General features: G+C 38.3%; 14 protein-coding genes. 11 read left to right on the top strand and 3 right to left on the bottom strand.

The window, feature by feature from the left end; genetic code table 11:
• Window position 1 precedes the first annotated feature (1 nt).
• The 6 genes from CVD27_RS01955 (at window position 2) to CVD27_RS01930 (ending at window position 8,825) form a co-directional block, all read left to right on the top strand.
• Window positions 2–205 (top strand): hypothetical protein, encoded by a 204-nt coding sequence (locus CVD27_RS01955; RefSeq protein ID WP_257984225.1) that lies wholly within the window; start codon window positions 2–4, stop codon window positions 203–205.
• A 423-nt stretch (window positions 206–628) separates the two neighbouring features.
• On the top strand, window positions 629–1,870 hold the full coding sequence (locus tag CVD27_RS01950; protein WP_101646206.1) for a Bcr/CflA family multidrug efflux MFS transporter: 1,242 nt from the start codon (window positions 629–631) through the stop codon (window positions 1,868–1,870).
• Window positions 1,871–2,255: 385 nt separating this feature from the next.
• A complete protein-coding gene (locus CVD27_RS01945) occupies window positions 2,256–4,985 on the top strand; it encodes a response regulator (protein ID WP_101646205.1) in 2,730 nt (909 codons plus the stop codon).
• A gap of 12 nt (window positions 4,986–4,997) precedes the next feature.
• Window positions 4,998–5,843 carry a CheR family methyltransferase gene (locus CVD27_RS01940; protein ID WP_101646204.1) on the top strand — a complete coding sequence of 282 codons (846 nt, stop codon included), beginning with the start codon at window positions 4,998–5,000 and terminating at the stop codon, window positions 5,841–5,843.
• Window positions 5,785–7,881 (top strand): PAS domain S-box protein, encoded by a 2,097-nt coding sequence (locus tag CVD27_RS01935; protein WP_257984224.1) that lies wholly within the window; start codon window positions 5,785–5,787, stop codon window positions 7,879–7,881. The genes CVD27_RS01940 and CVD27_RS01935 overlap by 59 nt, the downstream gene beginning before the upstream one ends.
• Window positions 7,878–8,825 (top strand): sugar ABC transporter substrate-binding protein, encoded by a 948-nt coding sequence (locus CVD27_RS01930; protein ID WP_101646203.1) that lies wholly within the window; start codon window positions 7,878–7,880, stop codon window positions 8,823–8,825. Before CVD27_RS01935 ends, CVD27_RS01930 begins: the two co-directional genes overlap by 4 nt.
• Window positions 8,826–8,959: 134 nt before the next feature.
• Here CVD27_RS01930 and CVD27_RS27855 read toward each other — a convergent pair whose 3' ends face one another.
• On the bottom strand, window positions 8,960–9,133 hold the full coding sequence (locus CVD27_RS27855) for a hypothetical protein (RefSeq protein ID WP_180960117.1): 174 nt from the start codon (window positions 9,131–9,133) through the stop codon (window positions 8,960–8,962).
• A 266-nt stretch (window positions 9,134–9,399) separates the two neighbouring features.
• Here CVD27_RS27855 and CVD27_RS01925 point away from each other — a divergent pair, with 266 nt between their 5' ends.
• The 3 genes from CVD27_RS01925 to CVD27_RS01915 all read left to right on the top strand — a co-directional run bounded on the left by CVD27_RS01925 (window position 9,400) and on the right by CVD27_RS01915 (window position 11,594).
• Window positions 9,400–10,401, top strand: a complete 1,002-nt coding sequence (locus CVD27_RS01925; protein WP_101646202.1) for a macro domain-containing protein — start codon at window positions 9,400–9,402, stop codon at window positions 10,399–10,401.
• A 78-nt stretch (window positions 10,402–10,479) separates the two neighbouring features.
• Window positions 10,480–11,133 (top strand): vWA domain-containing protein, encoded by a 654-nt coding sequence (locus CVD27_RS01920; RefSeq protein ID WP_101646201.1) that lies wholly within the window; start codon window positions 10,480–10,482, stop codon window positions 11,131–11,133.
• Between the two features lie 248 nt (window positions 11,134–11,381).
• Window positions 11,382–11,594 carry a hypothetical protein gene (locus tag CVD27_RS01915; RefSeq protein WP_101646200.1) on the top strand — a complete coding sequence of 71 codons (213 nt, stop codon included), beginning with the start codon at window positions 11,382–11,384 and terminating at the stop codon, window positions 11,592–11,594.
• A gap of 165 nt (window positions 11,595–11,759) precedes the next feature.
• Here CVD27_RS01915 and CVD27_RS01910 read toward each other — a convergent pair whose 3' ends face one another.
• A complete protein-coding gene (locus tag CVD27_RS01910; RefSeq protein WP_257984231.1) occupies window positions 11,760–12,896 on the bottom strand; it encodes a YsnF/AvaK domain-containing protein in 1,137 nt (378 codons plus the stop codon).
• A 199-nt stretch (window positions 12,897–13,095) separates the two neighbouring features.
• On the bottom strand, window positions 13,096–13,944 hold the full coding sequence (locus CVD27_RS01905; RefSeq protein ID WP_101646198.1) for a helix-turn-helix domain-containing protein: 849 nt from the start codon (window positions 13,942–13,944) through the stop codon (window positions 13,096–13,098).
• Between the two features lie 125 nt (window positions 13,945–14,069).
• On the opposite strand from CVD27_RS01905, the gene CVD27_RS01900 reads away from it, so the two are divergent.
• The gene (locus tag CVD27_RS01900; protein ID WP_180960116.1) at window positions 14,070–15,065 is read left to right on the top strand and encodes a Gfo/Idh/MocA family protein; all 996 of its coding nucleotides are present in this window, start codon (window positions 14,070–14,072) and stop codon (window positions 15,063–15,065) included.
• 19 nt (window positions 15,066–15,084) lie between these two features.
• Window positions 15,085–16,026 (top strand): aldo/keto reductase, encoded by a 942-nt coding sequence (locus CVD27_RS01895; RefSeq protein ID WP_101646196.1) that lies wholly within the window; start codon window positions 15,085–15,087, stop codon window positions 16,024–16,026.
• Window positions 16,027–16,541: the final 515 nt, after the last annotated feature.

The raw sequence follows: 16,541 nt of genomic DNA, 5'->3' as shown, positions 1-16,541 counted from the left end.
CATGATTCCTAATTATTATGCCCATAATACAACATATGATAGGGTTGGTTTAGGGGGACCAGGTTCAGGTTTTGGTTTTGCACCAGGTCTTGGATTTGGAGCTCCAGGATTTGGTTTTGGCTATCCACACCACCATCATTACTACCCATACCATCATCACCATTTCTACCCATACCATCACCACCACTATTTCTACCCTTATTAAGTTTTGAAATATTAAAAGAACCGCTTCAGGTAACAGAGTGCTTCCCTATAAGACATGGCTGTCATCAGGAATAATATGAAAGAGCCTAAAATATACAAGTTTTTATGCACTACTTGTATATTTCAGGCTTTTTTACATACATAAATCTTACACTTTATAAGCATTTTTTTTAATTGCCAACTACAATTGTTATAAAAAAAGGGGAATTTCTTAATAAAACAGGGAATTATAGTCAAGAAAAAGGGGAAGAAGCATGAGAACCGTCCCCATGCTTCTAAAAAGGTCGAAAAGTGCAATCGCTTCCATGGATTTTATTTGTTTACCCTTGTGCTGGGTTCAGGTTATAATAGGGTTTATTAATTTAGGATATCGAAATAAACACAGAAAAGGGAAAAAATTCTATTTATAGAAAGGCGATGGACTTTGAATACACCTAGTGGAAAAAAACGAATACAGCTGGCAATACTTTTAGGGTCACTTGGACTATTAGGTCCTTTTACAATCGATACGTATTTGCCGTCTTTTCCAACGATTGTAAAAGATTTTGATACGACCGTTTCACTTGTACAAATTAGTTTAACTTCCTGTTTATTAGGATTGGGATTAGGACAATTGGTGATTGGTCCTTTAAGTGATGTGAAAGGCCGCAAAAAACCTTTGCTATTTTTTATAGCCCTTTACTTACTCGCTTCGGTTACCTGCTCGTTAGCTCCAAATATCTATTTCCTTATCATCGCTCGTCTCCTCCAGGGCTTTGCTGCGGCAGGCGGACTGGTTATTTCTAGAGCCATTGTTAGAGATTTATTCAGTGGAAGAGAACTGACAAAGTTCTTTACGATGATGGTGCTTGTGGGGAACCTCGGGCCGATTGTGGCACCGATTGCCGGAGGAGGGATTCTTGCTTTTACTAATTGGCATGGAGTCTTTATTGCTTTGGCATGTGTTGGTGCGGTGTTGCTTTTCACCGTTTCATTTAAATTAGAAGAAACGCTTCCAGAAGAAAAGCGTGTTCCGAGTAATTTACCTCAAATCATGCAGAACTTTGGTTCTTTATTCAAAGATCGAACGTTCATGGGATACGCATTCACCCAAGGTTTTACGATTGCTGGGATCTTTGCCTATGTATCTGGCATTCCATTTGTCTATCAGAATATATACGGAGTTACCCCTCAACAATTTAGCTTATTATTTGGGGTCAATGGATTAGCATTGATTATTGGAAGTCAGATGGTCGGCCGCTTGGCTGACACCATTCCGGAACGGACATTCTTAAAGATTGGGTTAGCCATCGCTAACATCGCAGGTGCAAGTTTATTAATCGCTTTACTCTTAAAGGCACCTCTCATCGCTGTTGCGATCCCAGTATTCTTTTTTGTCTCGTCCATTAGTATTATCGGAACCACCTCTTTTGCCTTGGCGATTGAGACACAAGGACATATTGCGGGCAGTGCTTCTGCTTTATTAGGTTTATTGCCATTTGTCCTTGGATCCATAACAGCTCCACTTGTTGGAATTGCAGGGGCGTATACTGGTGTTCCTATGGGCGCGCTCATCTTTGGTGCTAGTTTTCTAGCATTCTTATCTTATTATATTTTAGTCCGTAAAGCGTCATTAAAGGTACAACTATCCACTGACCCGTGCGCAATGAAGAAAACCGGTGCTTAATTTAAAAGGAGAACACATTCCGCTTACCTGCGAATGTGTTCTCCTTTTTTACTAACCAAGATTATCCATGATCATCTTTCTAAAAGAACTTTTCTAGATATATGGTTTATGATAAACTAACTAAGTCAAATAGGACTTTTATTATATAGGTAATAATCTATTTCATCCCATACATAATAGTTGGTCCTCTATTTTTAAAATAAATAGGTTTTAACAATGATAGATATCATTTTACTAGAACAACTCTATAGGATTGATACATAGATATAAGAAATTTTTTCAATCTTCATTATTTTTCTTTGAATACTTTCATGTTTTTATATCACCATTTTTTGTATAAATTCTAATCGAAATTCATTTTTATAACCAGGGGAATGAGGTCCATATGAAATTTAGAACAAAGCTTTATGGTGGATTAATATTGATGTTACTTTTTAACATTATCTTTCTAGTTGTTTTAATTAAGATGATTAATCAACAGAATGTTACGATGAATTCACTTGTTTCAGATTTAGATGAGAGGAAGCTGTTGGCTTCTACGATTGAGTTTGAAATAGGTAACATGGGAAGAGAGCTGAGTGAGATTGCCTCCATACCACCTGATCAGGTACTTCCACAAGTAGTGAACGAATGGGAGCAATCCCGGTTAAATATTCGCTCTTCCATCGAAACCCTTGGAAAAATGGATTCCCGTAAAGAAACGCAGGACCTGATTTCTAAATTTAACACGATTTATAAAACCTATGAAGAAGTCGGTAATCAGATCATTATTTTACAAAAGACGGAGAGAAATGCGAATTTCGACAAGCTGATTTGGGGAGATGTCAAGCGCGATCGGGCTCGACTCGAACAAATGACCGATTTGTTATATACCTTGCAGGAACAGGAAATGAAAGATCAACTACTAAGATCGAGACAAACCTATAATCTTGAGTTAAATATGATTTATATCTTTGTTGCCATTGGTTTTCTCCTCAGTCTGGTTGTCGCGATTTGGATCATTAGGGGGTTAACAAAAAATCTGGACAGGGTCACTTCCGTAATGAGCAATGTAGCTCAGGAGCATGGGTCACAATTCCCTCGAATTGAGGTATCAACGAAGGACGAGATTGGTAAGATATCCACTGCTTATAATCGAATGGCTCAAAGTTTGGAAGAAAAAGCGGAGCACGAAAAAGCCCTAATCGAAAAAGCAGAGGAACATAGCTGGCGTAAATCAAAAGTGGCTCAGATTACTTCCATGTATACGTCCGTGGAAGATTTTACGACATTGTCCCGTTTATTTATCCAGCATATCACACCGATGGTTGAAGCCCATTATGGTGTCTTTTATATAAAAGAATGTGGAAATAGTGATCAGCGTCTAGTAAGCAGAGCTTCTTATGCCTTTCATTCTGATTCGGAAATCTCAAGGAGTTTTCATCTAGGTGAGGGACTTGTTGGTCAAGTGGCGGCAGAAAAGAAACCGATCGTGATATCTGACATTCCTGATAATTATGTGAAAATTACTTCTGGAGTTGGCGAGGCCTCTCCCAATTATCTCTATCTTCTACCGGCTGAATTTGAAGGAGAGGTGTTGGCTGTTCTGGAGGTAGCCTCTTTTAAACCATTTAATGAGGTCCAACAAGCCCTTCTTAATGAAGTTATGGCCCATATCGGTATTACCATCAACAGTATTGGAAATCGAATGCAGGTCAAAGATCTATTACAAGAATCACAGGCCTTAACAGAAGAACTCCAAAGCCAATCAGAAGAGCTGCAGCAGCAGCAAGAGGAATTAAGAATTATTAACGAAGAGCTAGAGGTACAGTATCAAAATACGCAGCAGAAAAAAGAGGAACTGGAGAAATTCAGTATTGCTCTTGAGGAAAAAGCACAGGAACTGGCACTTACCTCCCAATATAAATCCGAATTTCTTGCCAATATGTCCCATGAGCTGCGCACCCCTTTAAATAGTTTATTAATTCTAGCTCAAATGCTCATGGAAAAAAATACGGGGAATTTAACAGAAAAGCAATTGGAATATATCCAAACCATTCATTCTTCTGGTAATGATTTACTTCATTTAATTAATGAAATTTTAGATTTAGCCAAAGTTGAGGCTGGAAAAATTGATGTTATTCAGGAAGACGTTCCATTTGAAAAAATAACTACTTTTGTGGAAAGAAATTTTTCACCTTTAGCTCGACAAAAACGTTTGAAGTTTTCGATTACCTTAGATGAGGATTTACCAAATTTCCTTTACACCGATGAGCATCGTCTGAATCAAATTTTGAGAAACCTTTTATCGAACGCCTTTAAATTTACTGATCAAGGAAGTATTTCCCTCATTATTAAAAAAGTGATTCAAAATGAAACAGATCCATTCATCAGTTTTACCATTGCTGACACGGGAATTGGAATTTCAAAAGATAAGCAGCAATTAATTTTTAATGCTTTTATGCAAGCAGATGGGACGACCAGCCGGAAATATGGGGGGACAGGCTTAGGTTTATCCATAAGTCGTGAGTTCGCCCACTTGCTCGGGGGCTTTATTGATTTAACAAGTGAAGAAGGGGCCGGAAGTTCCTTTACGCTTTACTTGCCAATGATTTATTCGAAAGAAAGTGAAAATCAATTACCGTCCCATTTGGAAACGGCTGCTGCTCTTCAGGAAGAGGAAAGTCATTCCACACTTAGGCAGGAGTTTCAACAGGATTCAAACGTGATCGCAGAAGACTCTATACGCGAATACTCGTTAATGAATGGGAAGAAACTTTTGATCGTCGATGACGATATGCGAAATATTTATGCTTTATCCTCCGCACTTGAGGAATATGAAATCGAAGTGTTTTTCGCAGAAAACGGCAGAGAAGGAATTGAAGTGTTACAAGAAAATCCAGATATGGATCTCATTTTGATGGATATTATGATGCCGGAAATGGATGGATTTGAGGCTATGCGCATCATCCGAACGAAACCGGAATTTCAGGATTTACCTATTATTGCGTTAACTGCCAAGGCAATGAGACATAACCGAGAAGAATGTATTGAAGCTGGTGCATCAGATTACATTAGCAAACCCATTGATTTAGATCAACTCTACTCACTGATACAGGTTTGGCTATATAGATAGGCGGAGAAGACCATGAACGATTTCGATCAGAACCAGTTAGTTGAGCCGCTGCAGAAAATGGAGATTGAGTTACTGCTTGAAGCCATTAATCGCCATTATGGATATGATTTTCGAAACTATTCTGCTCCCTTCACTCAAAGAAGAATTTTGAATCGAATAGCTGCGGAAAAGTTAAAGACAGTTTCAGGATTACAGGAAAAAGTTTTACATGATCCTCTGGTGATGGATAAATTGTTTCATGATTTTTCAATTAATGTAACAGAAATGTTTAGGGATCCCACTTTTTTTAAGGCTCTACGAAAAAAGGTCATTCCGATGGTAAAAGACTATCCTGCGATCCGAATCTGGCATGTAGGCTGCGGCTCTGGGGAAGAAGTTTATTCGATGGCTATTTTGTTACATGAAGAAGGAATATTAGATAAAGCAAAGATTTATGCGACCGATATCAATCAGTTCAATTTAGAAAAAGCAAAACAAGGATCTTTTCCCTTAGAAAAAATGAAACTTTACACAACGAACTACATTCAATCTGGAGGGGAAAAGGCGTTTTCAGAGTATTATTCAGTAAAAAATGAATCAGCAGCTTTTCATTCGTTTTTAAAAAGAAATGTTGTCTTTTTCCAGCATAATTTGGTTACTGATCAATCGTTTAACGAGTTTCATATAATTATTTGCCGGAATGTGATGATTTATTTTAATAGAACCTTGCAAAATCATGTTCATCACTTATTGTACGAAAGTCTATTTTATTCAGGTTTTTTAGGGCTTGGAAAAAGAGAGGAGATACGTTTTACCGATTATGCAAAAAACTATGAAGTACTCCATTCAGCAGAAAAACTTTACCGAAAAAACAAATAAACCAGACACGGAAATGATAAATATTTTAATGGTGGACGATCTCAAGGAAAATTTAATCGCATTGGAAGCCGTTCTCTCTTCCCCCAATTATCATTTGGTTACTGCCAGGTCGGGGGAAGAAGCGTTAAAATGCATTCTTAAACAAGATTTTGCGGTCATTTTGCTGGATGTTCAAATGCCGGGACTGAATGGTTTTGAAACGGCAAAGCTGATTAAAGCCAGAAAAAAATCAAAGAATATTCCCATTATCTTTATCACCGCGATCAGTCAAGATATGGAACACGTTCTCCATGGGTATTCGGTAGGGGCCATTGATTACATATTTAAACCATTTAATCCTGAAGCCTTAAAACGAAAGGTAGAGGCATTTGTAAAAATTCATCAAAGTCATAGAGAAAGTTTAAAACAAACCGAATGGAAAAATTCGATGGAACTTGAGGAAGTCAATCTTAAGTTGAATCGAACAACCATTGATTTAAATAAAACGGAGACTCTTGCAAAGGTAATAGGAGATACCTTGCTGGACACGATCGTTACCTTTGATGCATCCGGGATGATTTTATCGATCAATCCGATGGTTCAAAAAATGTTTGGCTATTACGAAGAGGAATTAATAGGGAAGCATTTAACCGCCATTCTCCCTGTGATCAAGGAAGAGGTTGATCGAATGGCTCCCTTGTCCATTCATTCCCTAACAAAGTCCGCTACAGGAAAAATACTTGAGGGTGTAGCCATTCAGAAAAATAAGAACCGCTTTCCTGTCGATGTCCAAATTGGAAAAGTAATCATCGAAAACCACTCTCTTTTTGTTTGTACGATACGTGATGTAACGGAACGGAAAGAAATAGAGAAAATAAAAAATCAACAATTCAATCTTCTTAAAAGAGTAGTAGAAGAGCGGACATTGGACTTGTTGTCTACAAATGAGAAATTGAAAGAGGAAATTAAGGAGCGGAAAAAAGTAGCGGATGACCTATTTGTATCACTTGAACGGTCTAAAAAAATCTTTGATGCAAGCCCTTGTTTGATGGCCATACGTTCCATAAGGAATGGAAGATTTATCGATGTGAACAAAGCATGGCTCCATTTTACAGGCTATGAATATGTAAAAGTAAAGGATCAAGTTTTTGACTGGGCTCTTTTTACATGTATAGACGGAAATAAGGTCGATTTATGTGATCTTCAATTGAATGAGACGTTGTGCAATCTAAAGGTATTTTACCAATCCAAGAACGGAGAAAGGCGCTGCGGATTGTTATCTACCGAAATCATTGATATACAAGACGAAGCATGTGTTCTAATCTTGGTTAATGATATTACCGAACGGGATCATCTAGAAAAAGAAATGCTTCGTTTAGATAGACTAAATCTTATAGGTGAGATGGCTGCCGGAATTGCTCATGAAATCCGAAATCCCATGACAACCGTCCATGGTTTTTTACAAATGTGGAAATCTAACAACCAACCGCTTTCCCCTCAATTCATTGATGTCATGCTGGATGAACTTAACCGGGCCAATAGTATCATTAAAGAGTTTTTAACTCTTGCCAAAAATAAAGCTAGTAATAAAACCAAACAATCTCTGCCTAAAATCATAGATGCCATTCTTCCTTTAATCAATGCAGAAGCGATACTTGCTGGGAAAAGAGTACAGTATGATTTCGAACCATGCCCTAATCTCTTCTTAGATGAGAAAGAAATTCGGCAGCTTTTCTTGAATCTTGCCTTAAATGGACTGGAGGCGATGGAGATTGGAGGTACTCTAACTGTTCGAACCTACAGTGAAAAGGATATGGTTATTTTAGAGGTGAAGGATGATGGGTATGGAATTAAACCAGACATCCTTGAAAAAATAGGAACACCTTTTTTCACAACAAAGGAGCAGGGGACTGGATTGGGCTTGGCTGTTTGTTATAGTATCGCCGACCGGCACCAGGCAAAAATTAAGGTTCAATCAGGGAAGGACGGAACGTGTTTTTCCATTTGTTTTAATCGCTATTCACCTGAAACGCCGTACTTGAATGGTGTGAAACAGTGAAGAATAAAGGGTTGATCTTAGTTGTTTCCGCCGTCTTTTTCTGTGGTTTACTAGGGTTTTTTTACAAAGCCTTCGCGGCAAAAAAACCGACTGTTGCGGTCGTTTTGAAGGAGTCAAAGTCGGAGTATTGGGATATCATGGCCTCTGGAATGGAAAAGGGGTTTAAAAACTTTGGAGTAAAGGGGAAAATTTATGCTCCTGACCAAAAGAATGAGGATCAACTCTCTCTTTTGAAAAAGGTATTAAAGGAAAAACCGGATGCATTGATCTTTTCTCCGCAAAGGCCTAACGCATCTATACCCATTTTAAAGGAATTTAAAAAGGAACATATTCCGGTGTTGCTGGTTGATACGGAGGTTAATTGGCCGGATCAAACGTCGTTTGTTGGAACCGATAACTTATCATTAGGTAAAAAAGCCGGGGAGCTTTTATCCTCGAAGCTGCAGCCTGGTGACAAGGTAGCACTTGCTGGCTGGGTTTCAGAGGATACCGTAAGTGTCGATCGGATTCGAGGAGCGAAAGAAGCTTTACATCGAGTTGGTATTGATACGATTGGCGGGAATATACCTGATTATGGCAACGATTCAGAAGTTAAGGCACTTATCTCTAAGGCGCTTAAAGAAGATCCTGATATTAAAGGTGTTTTTGCATCCAATGACGGGATGGCTTTAGAAGTCATCAAATATTTAAATGAAAAAGGCTTAAATATACCGGTTGTCGGGGCAGACGGAATTATCGATATGTTGAAGTATGTCAAAAATGGAACGTCGAAAGGCTCAGTGGCCCAGAATCCATATGATATGGGCTATATAAGTGTGGAAAATGCCTTAAAGGCTGTTAAAGGGCAAAGTGTAGAAAAGAAAATTAACAGTGGCGTCGACATTATTACAAAGGATAATGCGCAAAGCAAAATCGAGTTTTTAGATGGAATATTAAAAAACTAGAGTTTCTAAAAAGATAAAATGAAAGGAGATCACATTTCGATAAGTAACGAATGTGGTCTCCTTTATTGATCTACTATTAATCTCAATAAAATCATAAAGGTTTGGATAGTTCCTTTCACCTAATTTTATCTTGCTTAATCCGTATATCTAACACCTTTTAAAATCATCTTGACTTTCATTTTCGTATCTTGGACAATGTTTTTTTGAAATTCCTTTGCTTTTTTGAAGGCATCCATCATTCCTGATGCTAGGATCTTAATTTCTCTAGTTCCTACTGGTTCTTCTAATACAAAAATATATTCTTTCATGCTGTTTCACCTTTCGAGTTGTAATTTTAATATAATTATATATGATTTTGTAAGCGATTACCAGTATTTTATGTGAACGTTTGCAAAAAAATATATTACTAAAATTGTTGTTTTCCAAAAAGAAAGCGGGGAACCCGCAGAAGAACCATCCCCATGCTTCTTTAGTGGTATATAATTAGATTAAATAGAAATCGGATTGATCCAATGCAAGGGGTAGGAAGCACGAGAACCGTCCCCATGCTTCCAAAGAAAAGAGGTAGAGTGTGATGCCGTTTGAGATTGTTCGAAATGATCTTACGAAGATGGATGTTGATGTGATTGTGAATGCTGCGAATTCAGGGCTGAAGATGGGCGGGGGTGTATGTGGAGCTATTTTTCGGGCGGCCGGGGCCAGTGAGTTGCAAGCAGCTTGTAAAAGAATAGGTGGCTGCAAGACAGGAGAAGCGGTGATTACGGATGGGTTTAACTTGAATGCCAAATATATCATTCATACGCCTGGACCTATTTGGCAGGGAGGCACCCATCATGAAGCTGCCCTATTAAATGACTGTTATCTTAACTCCTTGAAGCTGGCGAGAGCTCATCAATGTGAATCGATTGCCTTTCCTTTCATTTCGACTGGCATTTATGGTTATCCAAAAGAAGAAGCATTGCAGATAGCGGTATCCGCCATCAGTTCTTTTCTGATGAACCATGACATGCTCGTTTATCTAGTGGTTTTTGATAAGAGTTCCTTCGGGTTAAGTAAAAAATTATTTACCTCTATTAATGAATATATAAATGAACATTATGTAGAGGAATCCGAAATTACTTTTAGTAGAAAAAGAGAAGAGCCCTATTTATTAGATTCAGAGCAGGAAGAAGAAGTTATTGAGTATTTTGCAGAAGCACAATATGAATTAGAATTAGTAGATTTGCTAGACCAGCTAGATGAAACTTTTTCAGATCGGCTGCTTCGTTTGATTGATGAAAAAGGGATGACGGATGTGGATACGTATAAACGGGCTAATATCGACAGGAGGTTATTCTCCAAAATTCGCAAGGAAGACGATTATACTCCGAAAAAGAAAACCGCTGTTGCTTTTGCGATTGCGTTACAATTAAGTCTAGAGGAAACGAATCAACTGCTCGAAGCTGCCGGATATACGTTATCCCGCAGCAGTAAATTCGATGTGATTATTGAGTTCTTTATTCAACAAGCGAATTTCAATATTCATGAAATCAATGAAGCTTTATTTACTTTCGATCAGCCATTGCTCGGAGCTTAAAATGTCGCTTTCCAAGCGACCATTTCGTTTCTGATGAATGATATTCTTTCATTATCAAGTAACGGAGGATGATGATTCATGAAAAGGAATGTAACTGAATTAGTATTTATTTTAGATAAAAGCGGCTCAATGGCAGGGCTTGAAGCAGATACCATTGGCGGCTTTAATGCCATGCTTAAGAAACAGCAAAAAGCAGAAGGAAAAGCGATAGTCACAACGGTATTATTCGATCACCGATACGAAGTATTACATGATCGAATCAATGTAAAGGGCATTTCACCGCTTACTGAAAAGGATTACGAGGTAGGAGGCAGTACAGCGTTATTTGATGCCATTGGATTTACCATTCAAAAAATCGTCAATCTTCAAAAGAGAACAAGTGAAGAAGAAAGGGCAGACAAGGTACTGTTCGTTATCACTACGGATGGGATGGAAAATGCCAGCCGGGAATACACAGCGGAAAAAATAAAAAGAATGGTTCAGTTCCAAAAAGAGAAGTATGACTGGGAGTTCTTATTCCTTGGAGCTAACATTGATGCCATCTCAATGGCTGCACGTTTTGGAATTGATGAGGACTTCGCAGTGGATTACCATGCCGACGAACGTGGAACGCAATTAAATTATGAAGCTGTTAATGAAGCTGTTAGTGATCTTCGAAGCGGTAAAAGGATCAATCGAAACTGGAAAAAAGGGATTGAGAGGGATTTTAATCGGCGTTCGAGGAATCAATAAAGGACTCGATGATCTTATTTGGGCTATCCAATTTGGAAAGTGATAGACTTGAATAGGTTTATTAAAGGATATCATTTAAGTTGAGGTAACTTATATTAATAGTCTGTAAATTTAGAATAATAAATATTTCAAGTAATTTATGAAATGGTTTAATAATGTTAAGATATGGAAAATCGTCTTCTTTTTTCTTTGAAAGCTTGTATGATAGGACTGTACTACAAAATGCAAGCATTCAAGGAGGAATAAAAATGAAAACTTTCAAAAAGTGGTTATTTGCTTTGATGTCAGCATTGTTGTTACTTGGAGCCGCTACCGCATGCTCAAATGCTAGTTCAAAAACGGAGGATCCAAACACCCAGCAAACTGATGATGGCTCAAAAACAGATGATGGCTCAAAAACAGATGATGGTTCTCAAACAGACGATGGTTCTCAAAGTGATAATGGAGATTCGAGTCAATAAGGAAATTCATTTTATCAGTTGACTCGCATGTAGGAAATCTTACAGTTTTTTAAACAGACGACTGGAAAAAGCTGATTTCAAAACTTGACAATTTAGTCTCTTGAAATCAGCTTTTTTTAAAGTTTTTTAAAACTTCAGACGATCCAATCTATTTTCTTTAGTATGCTAGTTTTTCTTATTTTTCTTACTAATATTTTCCTCTTTCGAAGAATTTTTGTTGCTGTGGATTGCTTCTTCGTTCACATTAGCTACTGAAGTCGGTTCGTGACTTTCACTTTCATTTTCCTTCATAACAGGTGAATCTGTTAATGTCCCGTTCGCTTTATCCTTATTACTTCCAGATACTTCTTGTTTATTTATCTTTTCTTTAACAACAAGGGAGCCTGTGCGTTTTTCGCGGGTATCTTCTTTTTTATCCTCCTTCATTATACTCTCAATATCGGGATTTCCTTCCACTATCAAAATATCTGGGCTTTCCGTCATAACTTCTTCTTGCGCCTTAACGGCCTTGAGTAGCGTGACTGCTTCCGTTGCCGATGGGACAGAACGCTCCTCAATTCGTGCTTTTTCTTTTCTAATGATATCTTGTACCTGTTTTGTTTCTTGAATTTTTCGCTTGCCTACAATCACTTCTTCAACGACTACAGGTGTTTTCGTTACTTCTATTCGTTCTTCCGTAATGGGAATACGAATGATTTCATTCTCTGTAAATGATTTGCCATCGACCTTTCCATCAATGACAGGACGTCGCTCAATATATACTTCTTCTCGAGTTAGGGGAACATAAATAGTTTGCTGTTCCTCCACTACTTCTTTATGGAGCTGTAATTCTCCGACTTGGACTCGCTCTTTTGTAACATCAAGCTGTTCTTCACGAAGTCGGATAGCTGTTGTTTTTTCGGTCTCAAATTGTGCTTCAGTAATAGGGCCGTCGTTATTTATTTTCGTATCAGCCAGCAAGATGATTTTTCCATTAATATTTATTTCCTTTTCACACTGTTTTGCCGTATATAATGGTAGTCCCCTTTCCATAAGCCTGCTAGACACAGCGCTTGATGGGCTTCCACCCATTCCTACCATCATTAAGGAAAAAAAGTTTTGCATCATGACACCAGCTAAAGTATTCACTTGTATATCTGCTTCTACCATTACTCCAGTTTGGGAAGTAATCAACGGAATGTCACTTCGATACTTTGCCACAACCATCATATCTGTTTCACGATAACCCTTACGTTTCAATTCTTCGATCGCAAACATGACTTCTTGCTCAGAATTAAATGTTCCAATGATTCTTTTTTCCATCCTCACTCTACCATGCCTCCTATAATATACTAATACAGTAAATTAATTACATCTAAGGGGTATTTAATGTCTACCCAAGTACTCATAACTCGAAACATTTGATAGAACCTACATTGGGTAATCACAAAAACTCGTCAATTACATGGAGATATTGACGAGTTTTTCTTAATTTACACGTATTGTAAAGCCTTTAGGGAAACTATTTCAATGTTTTAAATGGAGACAGCTCGCGGTAATCGGTAGGTGTCATTCCTTCATGTTTTAGGAAACGTTTATTAAAATAACTGATACTTGGATAACCTGCTTTTAGAGCAATTTCTTTGATCGTCATTTCTTTATTGTCCAGAAGCCATTGCTTACTCATTTGAAGGCGGCATAAAGTAATAAAAGCCATGGGTGTCATTTGAGTAGCTCGTTTGAAAAGACGGCAAAAGTAATAGGTGCTCACACCTGCTTGGTTTGCCCAGTAATCCAGTTCAAAGGGTTCACATGCTTTACTTTGCATCCCGGGGAGTAAGCCTTGAATTCGATCATCTAATTCCTGCTTTCGATCAGAAGTTCGAGGCACCACATTTGTAATAAACTCCATTAAAAAAGTATAGGTAAGGGTGGACAGTCGGGACAAATGTAAAAAACTATTTTTCTCTGCTTCAAGCAATAACTGTTCATGTGCTTCTTCTAACGGTTGAATATGTTGTACATTCCAGAGTGAATGTCGATGAAAACCTTTATCCGATAAAAACGGATGGAGGACACTTCCATAAAAATGAACCCAGCGAATCGTCCAAGGGTCATGTCGGCTGCTGTAATATCGCTGCTCCTGCATAGGAAAATACAAAAAAGCATCCCCGCGCTTCAAAGAATACTGTTTTCCATCCATTTCTACAAATCCAGATCCCGAGAGAACAAAATGAATACTAAAATTATTAAGTGTTCCCACTTTTCGGTCTACCTGATGCTCGGGTTCATCCCAATATAATCCAATTGATTCGGGAAGTACCATATATTCATGATCATTGAGTGTAGGTAATAAATATTGTCTTTGCACTTGCCATCACTCTTTTCATAGCAATATTGTTTCATATGTAGGACAAAAAGATGTTATTTTTATTTTATTATGAGTTTAATATAATGACAATATAGTATTATATTTCCTTAAAGGAGTGAATCCGAATGAAAAAAATTCGTTGGGGGATTATCGGATGTGCTGGAATTGCGAAGCGCGCGGTTATACCTGGAATCCAGCAATCTGAAACCGGAGAAGTCGCTGCGATCGCCAGCCGTGGATTGGACAAGGCCAGGCAAACAGCGAAGGAATTGAATATACCGACAGCATATGGAAGTTATGAAGAATTACTTGCTGATCCAACTATTGAAGCCGTTTACATTCCTCTTCCTAACCATTTGCATAAAGAATGGGCTATACGTGCAATGGAGGCAGGCAAACATGTATTATGTGAAAAGCCATTAGCAATCAATGCAGATGAAGCACAAGAAATGGCAGAGGCTTCCGAAAAAGCAGGCGTTATTTTAGCTGAAGCCTTTATGTACCGGTATCATCCACGGTATCACACGATTCGTGACATTATTCAATCGGGTGAGATTGGCGAGCTACGTGGAATCCATGGCACCTTTACCTTCAACAATGCAAAGGACAGGAACAATATTCGTTATAAACAAGAGTGGGGCGGCGGCTCGTTATATGATGTTGGCGTTTATCCGATTAGTGCAGCACGCTTGTTGTTAAACGAAGAACCGCAAGCTGCAACGGTTCATGCTTTATTGTCTGAAGACCACGATTCTGTTGATATGATGGCCTCAGGCATTTTGGAGTTTAATAGAGGTGTAGCTTTAACCTTTGATTGCGGCATGTGGGCAGCATTTAGAAATACGCTCGAAATTTTGGGAACAGAAGGACGAATCGAAGTTCCAAGCGCATTTGTCGTTAATCAGGATGAAGGAGATCACTTTTTTGTCTATACAAAGGATGGGAAGAGAGAGGTGGAAGTTCCGCATTTGAATCAATATGCCTTACAAGCAGATGCAATCGGAAGAAGCATTCGAAAGGGAGAACCGCTTCCTTTTCCAGCCACCGATGCCGTGCTGAATATGAAAGTATTAGATGCTTGTTTAACATCAGCAAAAGAACGCCGCCGGGTTGAATTATGAGAAATGGGAGGTAGAAGGAATGAAAACGATTACTATTCCAGGGTTATCAAAACCAATAACAACTCTAATACAAGGCTCTGATTATTTTAGGCCAAGTGTTTATGAAAAAGTTTGCCAGGTGCTGGACCGGTATTTTGCCATAGGCGGGAATACGATTGACACGGCTCATATTTACTGTGGCGGGGAGAGTGAACTGGCGATAGGTCAGTGGATGAAAGAACGGAACAATCGTAAAGATGTCGTTATTTTAACAAAAGGGGCTCATCACGACCAGAATGGCCCTCGTGTCAATCCTGATGCCATTTCAAGGGATCTTTTTGAGAGCTTAGAAAGGCTTGGTACAGATTATATCGATTTATATGCGTTGCATCGTGATGACCCAAATGTCCCAGTCAGTGTTATTATGGATGCTTTAAATGAACATATTGCCGCAGGAAGAATTAAGGCAATTGGCGGGTCAAATTGGACGGTCGAACGGCTGCAGGAAGCGAATGAATATGCAGCAGCTAATGGGTTAGTCGGATTTACTTTTAGTAGTCCAAATTTAAGTTTAGCGAAAGCGAAAGAACCTTTTTGGGCAGGCTGCGTATCAGCTGATGCCGCGGATTGTGAATGGCATGAAAAATATCAGCTCCCTATTCTTTCGTGGTCTTCCCAAGCGAGGGGTTTCTTTACTGGCCGCTTCACGCCGGAAGATCGAAGCAATGAAGATCTTGTTCGCGTTTTTTACAGTGAGGAGAATTGGGAACGTCTTCGCCGTGCGGAACAATTGGCGAAAGAAAAAGGTGTCAGTACCATTCAAATTGCTCTTGCTTATGTGCTTAATCAGCCATTTCCAACCTGTGCCCTTATCGGTGCTCAAAATGAAGAGGAGTTGAACTCGTGTTACGAAGGCTCCCAAATTGTTTTAACGAAAGATGAGTTAAAATGGTTAGAACACGTGGATATAAGTGTGAGATGAGCACGTAAAGAAAGCTTTTAGAACTGCAGGAATTTGGCAATACCCTGGTCTACAGAAATATTTGAAGACTGGAATTTATTCTTACTTCAAACTTAGAAATATTAAGAATTTAATTAATATACAAACTAAAACAGTTCAATATATCGAACTGTTTTTTTGTTTTTTCTATATAAACTTCTGATTGCTACAATCAAGGGCTCGAAATAATGTTAGATGAGAATTTTAAATACAGTAACAATTTAAAACAAGCTATTGAAGTATTTAAAAATTATGAGGATTACGAGTGTATTAAAAATAAACGGTAAAATTCCGGTTAAATTGGGAAATACCCATATTTCCTAAAAAATAAGGGGAGTTTTTCCGGTATATTTTCCAAATCTATGAATTTTGTGTAATTTAAAGCAGTTAATCGGAATATCTCCGCTTAGATCCGCTTCTAAAGCTACCCCTAAATACATTAGCCGGAAATTCTCCGCCTATGAATTCTCATACCTACACAAAATCGATACGGCGAA

The organism is Neobacillus cucumis (assembly GCF_002860255.1).
GTDB classification, from domain to species: domain Bacteria; phylum Bacillota; class Bacilli; order Bacillales; family Cytobacillaceae; genus Neobacillus; species Neobacillus cucumis_A.
Note: the sequence above shows the minus strand (reverse complement) of the source record. Positions and strands in the feature narration are given on the sequence as shown.

Coding starts and splice junctions, on each gene's coding strand:
- CVD27_RS01955 (WP_257984225.1), top strand. CDS start 2: ATGATTCCTAATTATTATGCCCATAATACAACATATGATAGGGTTGGT.
- CVD27_RS01945 (WP_101646205.1), top strand. CDS start 2,256: ATGAAATTTAGAACAAAGCTTTATGGTGGATTAATATTGATGTTACTT.
- CVD27_RS01940 (WP_101646204.1), top strand. CDS start 4,998: ATGAACGATTTCGATCAGAACCAGTTAGTTGAGCCGCTGCAGAAAATG.
- CVD27_RS01935 (WP_257984224.1), top strand. CDS start 5,785: ATGCAAAAAACTATGAAGTACTCCATTCAGCAGAAAAACTTTACCGAA.
- CVD27_RS27855 (WP_180960117.1), bottom strand. CDS start 9,133: ATGAAAGAATATATTTTTGTATTAGAAGAACCAGTAGGAACTAGAGAA.
- CVD27_RS01925 (WP_101646202.1), top strand. CDS start 9,400: ATGCCGTTTGAGATTGTTCGAAATGATCTTACGAAGATGGATGTTGAT.
- CVD27_RS01920 (WP_101646201.1), top strand. CDS start 10,480: ATGAAAAGGAATGTAACTGAATTAGTATTTATTTTAGATAAAAGCGGC.
- CVD27_RS01915 (WP_101646200.1), top strand. CDS start 11,382: ATGAAAACTTTCAAAAAGTGGTTATTTGCTTTGATGTCAGCATTGTTG.
- CVD27_RS01910 (WP_257984231.1), bottom strand. CDS start 12,896: ATGGAAAAAAGAATCATTGGAACATTTAATTCTGAGCAAGAAGTCATG.
- CVD27_RS01900 (WP_180960116.1), top strand. CDS start 14,070: ATGAAAAAAATTCGTTGGGGGATTATCGGATGTGCTGGAATTGCGAAG.
- CVD27_RS01895 (WP_101646196.1), top strand. CDS start 15,085: ATGAAAACGATTACTATTCCAGGGTTATCAAAACCAATAACAACTCTA.